The organism is Paraburkholderia sp. (assembly GCF_035656215.1).
In the GTDB taxonomy this organism is placed as follows: Bacteria; Pseudomonadota; Gammaproteobacteria; order Burkholderiales; family Burkholderiaceae; genus Paraburkholderia.
The window spans coordinates 1-4,379 of sequence record NZ_DASRSY010000377.1; the positions used below are offsets into that span (position 1 = coordinate 1).

Genomic DNA, 4,379 nt, shown 5'->3' on the forward strand with positions numbered 1-4,379 from the left:
CTGCCGCTGCAAGGCGTCGTCTGCCAGGCGGATGACGGCTGCGTGATCGCGCGCGGCACCATCGACGGAGAGCCGGCCGTCGTCGCCGCAATCGAGTCCGCGTTCCAGGGCGGCAGCATCGGCGAAGTGTCGGGCAGCAAGATCGCCGCCGCGCTCGAGATGGCTCTGCGCGATTGCGAACGCGGCAAGATTGTGCGTCCTGTCGTACTGTTCGAAACCGGTGGTGTGAGGCTTCAGGAAGCCAATCTCGGCCTCGCGGTGATCGCCGAGATTCAGGCCGCGATTGTCGCGTTGCGCCGGCATGTGCCGGTGGTCGGGGTGATCGCGGGAATGGTCGGTTGCTTTGGCGGGATGTCGCTTGCCGCGGCCTTGTGCTCGTATCTCGTCGTGACGAAGCAGGGGCGACTCGGCATGAACGGCCCCGAAGTGATCGAACAGGAAGCCGGTATCGAAGAACTCGACGCGAGCGATCGACGCCGCGTGTGGCAGTTGATCGGCGGCGAACAACGGGCTGCGACCGCGCTCGCCGATCAACTGGTCGACGACGATGCGGATGCCGTGCGCGCCGCCGTGCGGTCCGCATTCATTCAAGGGCTGCCGGCTGCGCATCGCAGCGAACAGGTCGACACTTTTCTGGATCGCCTCGCGCAGATCGACCCGGCCAGCGTCACGCCAGAGACGATGCGTGACATGTACAACCCGCAAGTCCAGAGCAACGCGCGCAAGGAGCAGGCATGAACGACACGACCCTCAGCCGCGGCGCGCGGTGGTTCCATGCACTGGCCGGCGAACCGTCCGGTAAGGCACCCGTGTGGAGCGGCGATGCGTCGCTCGGCGGCGAGACCGCGCGCTTCATTACGGTCGTCCCCGATCCCGACAACCGCTTTCCACGCGCGACCGATAACGTCGTCGGTCTCGAGCAAGGCTGGCAACTCGCACGCGCTGTCCGCGAGGTCATCGAACAGGACAAAGCGAGCGGCACGCGCCGCCCGATCGTCGCGATCGTCGATGTCAAAAGTCAGGCGTACGGCTACCGCGAAGAAATGCTCGGCATTCACCTCGCTTGCGCCGCAGCCGTCGATGCCTATGCGTCGGCGCGTGACGCCGGGCATCCGGTGATCGCGCTGATCGTCGGGCCCGCCATGTCGGGCGCGTTCCTCGCACATGGCTATCAGGCCAACCGGATCGTCGCACTCGACGCGCCCGGTACGATGGTCCACGCAATGGGCAAGGAAGCGGCCGCCCGCGTCACGCGGCGCACCGTCGAAGCACTCGACGCCCTCGGCGAAACCATTGTGCCGATGTCGTACTCGATGACGTCGTTTGCCAAACTCGGCCTGCTCGATAAGCTGATCGAAGGCGTCGACGCTGATGCGCCGGATGCCGCGCAAATCGAGCGGGTGCGCCAGGTACTGACCGAGCAGATTCAAAGCGCGCGCGATGGAAGATCCGATCTGTCGCATCGTCTGGAATCGGCTGCGGCTCAAACGAATCGCGCGGCGTCGATCGAAGTGCGGCGGCGTCTCGTCGAACAATGGGATGCCGTGTAATGCAAGTTTGCGCAGCGCCGCCGTTTGCAGCCGATCACGCGTTGTCTTGCGATGCGCGCTGGCTGCCGCATGATCTGCTGCGCTTGTATCGCTTGCGTCAGTTTGACGGCGAACCGGCGTGGGTTCGCGGGTCTTTCGAGCGCGCGCCGTATGCAGTCGTGAGGCGCGCACCGGCCGCTGATGGCTTTGTTGCAATCGGCTTGCGCGGTGCGGAGCGAACGCAGCGTTACGGCACCTGGGTGCATCTGGACGATATCGAAACCGCCGTGCCGCCGGAAGCGTTAGCGCAATGCCGCCCTCTTGCGGAGCGCGCTGCATTGCCTGCTTTCACGGCCCTTGCCGCATTACAACGCGATACGACCGGCACATTGGCTGAATTCGTCTGGGGACCCACCGGCAGCACAGGCTTCGAACTGGCAACTCAGGCACCCACGGTCACTTTCTCGAGTGATCTCGATCTACTGATCCGCGCGCCGGAAAAACGCTCGCACCACGCTGCCATTCAGTTGCTGAACTATCTGCAAGCAATCGCACAACGTGCCGGCATTCGCGTGGATGCGCAACTGGAAACGCCAGCGGGCGGCGTTGCGCTAGCCGAGTGGGCAGCGGGCAAAGCACGCGTGATGGCACGTCACGCTCGCGGGCCGCAACTGATTGCCAATCCGTGGGCGCCCGCTCACGGCGATGCCTGATGCTTGCCCTTCTGTTTCCCGGCCAGGGCGCGCAGTCGGACGGATTCCTGCACCGTCTGCCGCAGCATCACACCGTGCGCGACACCCTTGAAGAAGCGTCTCAGGTGCTCGGCATCGACGTACTCACGCTCGACACCGCGGACGCGCTACGCTCGACCGTTGCCGTTCAGATCGGTTTGACCGTCGCTGGCGTGGCGATCACGCGTGCACTGGCAGATGAACAGCTCATGCCGGAGATCAGCGCGGGTTTGTCGGTGGGCGCGTATGCCGCTGCGGTCAGTTGCGGCGCGGTTCACTTTAGCGAAGCGTTAAAGATGGTTCGCAAGCGCGCAGAATTGATGGAGACAGCGTACCCATCAGGCTACGGTCTCGCGGCTGTGTCGGGTTTGACCGAACACCAACTGGAAACACTCGCCGCGCAGCACGCGGATGCGGGCGATCAACGTGTCTATGTTGGCAATGTGAATGCGCCGCGTCAGATTGTCATGGCGGGGGCGAATAATGCGCTGAACAGGTTCATCGACCACGCTCTGGCGGCAGGCGCACGCAAAGCCGTCCGGCTTGCGGTAAGCGTGCCGTCGCATTGCGAACTGCTCGCGCATGCCACGGACGAACTGGTTGCGTACGCGCAAAACGTACCTTTTCACCTGCCGCAAAGCACCTATATCGGCAATCGCGGCGGCCGCCCCTTGTACACGGCAGAGGCCATTCGCGACGATCTCGCGACCAATATGCGCTACACCGTGCGCTGGTTCGATGCACTCACCGTCATGCAGGAAATGGGCGCTCGCGTGCTGATCGAAGCGCCGCCGGGCCAGGTCTTGACGGACATCGCGCGTGAGAACTTTCCGGACACCACCGCGCTTGCCGCGAGTGCCTTCTCGTTCGACAACCTGGTTGCTACGGCGCGCCGGCGCCTCGGCATGGATGGACTTTAGGACGCAGTCATTCGGCCGACGCGCGCATCATCACTCACTCGACAAAGATTTCCTGCAGCGTCGACAACGCATTCGATAGCGCCGTATCCGACACCGCGCCGGCGCGCTTCACAAGCCGCGTCTTGTCTACCGTGCGAATCTGGTCGAGCAGAATCAAACCCTTCTTGCGCAAGAAGGTGAGCGGGACACGAAAAGGTGCCGCACGGCCGGCCGTGGTCATGGGCGCGACAATGACCGTGCGCAGGTGATCGTGCAACTCGGCCGGCGAAACGACCACGCAAGGACGCGTTTTCTGAATCTCGCTGCCGACGACGGGATCCAACGCGACCAGCCAGACGTCGCCGCGCGCTACCACTCGAGCCCCGCGTCATCGGCGTTGGGAAATTCACCCAGCACCAGCGCGTCGTCTTTCGATGCTGCCAACGAACGACTTGCGTCGGCCCATCCCGCACGGGCTTTTTTCTGCGGACGCCTGATCACCAGAGCGTTCCCTTCAACTTGCATATCCACTTCGTCCTCCAGCCCAAGTTGGGTCAAGATCGGTTTCGGAATCAGTACACCATGGGAATTACCCATTCTGCGGATGGTCGTTTTCATGGCTGAACCTGAAGTGAAATCCTAAACGGTTGAGGCATCAAAGTAAACACAATGTTATTACAGTGTAGCACGGCAAATGGCATAAGACGAATGACGTGTTTTGCGTGCTTTGTTGATCAACCGCCTCACCGCCGCTCGATCAACTGCCGCCCCATCGCCTTTGGGCGATCGGCTGGGGCGTGTCGACGCTGCTGTTCATGGCCGTGTTTTCATTGGTACCGGCCGATTACGCGTGGCGCGTGCTGTTCGCGATCGGTATTGCGCCGGCGCCGTTCGTGATCTGGATCCGCCGCTTCGTCGAAGAGCCGGAGGTGCACCGGCAGCAGAAAGAAGCGCAAGCTGCAGCACAAACGCGTCCTTCGCTGCTCGACATCTTCCGCGGCGATATCGTCTGGACGACGCTGCGCGCGTCCATTCTCGCAACCGGCGTGCAAGGCGGCTACTACGCGGTGACCACGTGGCTGCCGACGTATCTGAAAACCGAGCGGCATCTGAGCGTAATCGGCACCGGCAGCTATCTGGGTGTGGTGATCGTCGGTTCGTACTGCGGCTATCTGACGGGCGCCTATGTCAGCGACAAGATCGGCCGTAAGCGCGCCTTC

At 63.0% G+C, this 4,379-nt stretch carries 6 protein-coding genes and 1 pseudogene; 5 read left to right on the forward strand and 2 right to left on the reverse strand.

Going from position 1 to position 4,379, the window contains the following annotated elements:
* The 4 genes from VFE81_RS21960 to mdcH all read left to right on the forward strand — a co-directional run.
* On the forward strand, positions 1-738 hold a 738-nt coding region (locus VFE81_RS21960; RefSeq protein ID WP_325046606.1), incomplete at its 5' end, for a biotin-independent malonate decarboxylase subunit beta.
* Positions 735-1,550 (forward strand): biotin-independent malonate decarboxylase subunit gamma, encoded by an 816-nt coding sequence (mdcE, locus tag VFE81_RS21965; protein WP_325046607.1) that lies wholly within the window; start codon positions 735-737, stop codon positions 1,548-1,550. The genes VFE81_RS21960 and mdcE, both read left to right, overlap by 4 nt.
* Complete coding sequence (locus tag VFE81_RS21970) at positions 1,550-2,242, forward strand: malonate decarboxylase holo-ACP synthase (RefSeq protein WP_325046608.1); 693 nt, start codon at positions 1,550-1,552, stop codon at positions 2,240-2,242. The genes mdcE and VFE81_RS21970 overlap by 1 nt, the downstream gene beginning before the upstream one ends.
* A complete protein-coding gene (gene mdcH, locus VFE81_RS21975) occupies positions 2,242-3,180 on the forward strand; it encodes a malonate decarboxylase subunit epsilon (protein WP_325046609.1) in 939 nt (312 codons plus the stop codon). The genes VFE81_RS21970 and mdcH overlap by 1 nt, the downstream gene beginning before the upstream one ends.
* Before the next feature lie 34 nt (positions 3,181-3,214).
* Here mdcH and VFE81_RS21980 read toward each other — a convergent pair whose 3' ends face one another.
* Together VFE81_RS21980 and VFE81_RS21985 are read right to left on the reverse strand one after the other, a co-directional pair.
* Positions 3,215-3,535 (reverse strand): type II toxin-antitoxin system PemK/MazF family toxin, encoded by a 321-nt coding sequence (locus tag VFE81_RS21980; RefSeq protein WP_325046610.1) that lies wholly within the window; start codon positions 3,533-3,535, stop codon positions 3,215-3,217.
* Positions 3,529-3,777: an AbrB/MazE/SpoVT family DNA-binding domain-containing protein gene (locus VFE81_RS21985; RefSeq protein WP_325046611.1), complete on the reverse strand. Its 249-nt coding sequence runs from the start codon at positions 3,775-3,777 to the stop codon at positions 3,529-3,531. The genes VFE81_RS21980 and VFE81_RS21985 overlap by 7 nt, the downstream gene beginning before the upstream one ends.
* Before the next feature lie 161 nt (positions 3,778-3,938).
* On the opposite strand from VFE81_RS21985, the pseudogene VFE81_RS21990 reads away from it, so the two are divergent.
* Positions 3,939-4,379 (forward strand): annotated as a pseudogene (locus VFE81_RS21990) (MFS transporter); the annotation flags it as partial.